The organism is Acinetobacter sp. DSM 11652 (genome assembly GCF_900109815.1).
Lineage (GTDB): Bacteria > Pseudomonadota > Gammaproteobacteria > Pseudomonadales > Moraxellaceae > Acinetobacter.
In genome coordinates, this window is the sequence record NZ_FOBK01000032.1 from 1 (window position 1) to 1,789 (window position 1,789).

Genomic DNA, 1,789 nt, shown 5'->3' on the forward strand with positions numbered 1-1,789 from the left:
CCATAAATTGGCTTTTGTAATAAGTTGGTGAGTTTTTAAGCAAATCTGTAACATTTTGCCAAGAAAATCGATTAATAAATGATCAATTTGGCAATCAGTGCCCATTTCATGCGGATCCAGGTTGTGAAACTATCCCCAATTGCTGTGGATAAAATTTAGGCTATTTTGTACGCTCTGGCGTACATAAATCTCGGCCCTTTGCGGCTACCTGGGACAGTGAAATTTTCCTATGATGAACTCATCGGGAACAGGAAGTTCCATACAAGAATAACAATAGATAAGCACAAGGACTGTAAGGTACGACAGGAGTTATACCGAACGAACCAATACGAAAAACCCCGGCAGGATGCCGGGGTTTTTTCTTATCTAAATTAATTCAACTAATCAGTATTTTATTAATTGTAGAAAATTGACAACCAAGTGTTTAGTATAGAAATGGATGATATTTAGTAAAAAAATAGTATTTTTCGATCTAATCCTTTATTTTTGAAGTATAAATTTATGACCCACCTAAAATTAGTAACTCAGTAAAGCAAAATATTGTACTATACCCGCGCATTAAAAATGGAATTCCTAATCGACTATGATATCTCCTCAAACTATTGATAAAAGCATTTTTGATGCTATGTTCTCTAATGTTAGGAAAACATCTAGTGTCTTTAAAATTCAATCATGGAAAAGAGATGCGGAAAAGGTTCGTAGTATAGATATATGCAAATATAAAGCTATTTTAGGCACAATAGCTGCTTATGAAAATAAGCATGATGAAGCTATAAATATATTTAAATCTATATTATTACTTACAAAAGATTGTGGCTATCAGGCTATGATCTACTCAAACATAGCTAATGTTTTAGGACATGCTGGAAAGTACTCAGAAGCAATTGATTCCTATTGGAAAGCTTTTGAGTTAAGTAATAATCCATCATATTTTGAATCGTTCTTTAATTTATGTAAAATTTATTATATTAATGATCAAAGGCTAACTAATATGAAGTCTTTAGATGACAATAAGAAAAAATTCTATGAACAAGAATTATTAAGCTTAAATGAGACGCGTCAAGAAATTATAGAAAATACAAATCTAAATCTTGATTTGTATAGAGATGTATTGAAAGTAGCTTTTTCTGTCTTCTTCACACACTGTAATAATCAAGTTAATAGATTTATAGAAGTGAATGATAGTCAAATTTCTACAATACTATTCAATACCGATTTGGATCTAGAAACAGTTATGCTGTTAAATGATGGTATGAATGATAAATTTTTAGACTTATTAGATAGTTATGAGTATGAAGAGCTTATTAAATATCCTATAATATTTACGGCTGAAAATTTTAAAAGCAATGAATTAGGATAGTCGTGGATAGCATAGAATTTTTAAATTTTGCACAAAAAATCATTTCTATTACTCCAATTTCAGAAATTGATTATCGTCAGATAATAAGCCGTAGTTATTACTGTGCATTTCATAAACTTAATGAAAAATCCAATTCCTTAGGCATTCCTGTGAATGCCTATAAAGGTGGAACTCATGCATCCTTACGGCAGACTTTAATAGAATTACGTCCGGCAAATAAACAATTGAAAGCTATAGCATATCGACTAACTAGCTTCCATCAATTACGTATTATTGCGGATTATAAGTTAGAGGATAAAGTGACAGAAATATCAGCTAAGGAATCTATTGAAAACTGCAAAAAAATATTAGATCAAATTAATTTAGTTACTAGTCTGTAATCTTTTAAAAGCACTTTTTCCTTTTATTTAACATAAAATCTCTTATACG

Annotated in this window: 2 protein-coding genes; both read left to right on the plus strand. The window is 30.4% G+C overall.

Translation table 11 applies throughout. The annotated features are described in order from the left end of the window. The first annotated feature begins 583 nt into the window (after positions 1-583). Complete coding sequence (locus BMW42_RS14565; protein WP_092768988.1) at positions 584-1,360, plus strand: tetratricopeptide repeat protein; 777 nt, start codon at positions 584-586, stop codon at positions 1,358-1,360. Between the two features lie 2 nt (positions 1,361-1,362). Beyond that, positions 1,363-1,740, plus strand: coding sequence for a hypothetical protein (locus BMW42_RS14570; protein ID WP_092768991.1), 378 nt, complete (start codon positions 1,363-1,365; stop codon positions 1,738-1,740). Positions 1,741-1,789: the final 49 nt, after the last annotated feature.

Bases quoted from the DNA above. Each gene is read 5' to 3' on its own strand.
- BMW42_RS14565 (WP_092768988.1), top strand. From the start codon at position 584: ATGATATCTCCTCAAACTATTGATAAAAGCATTTTTGATGCTATGTTC.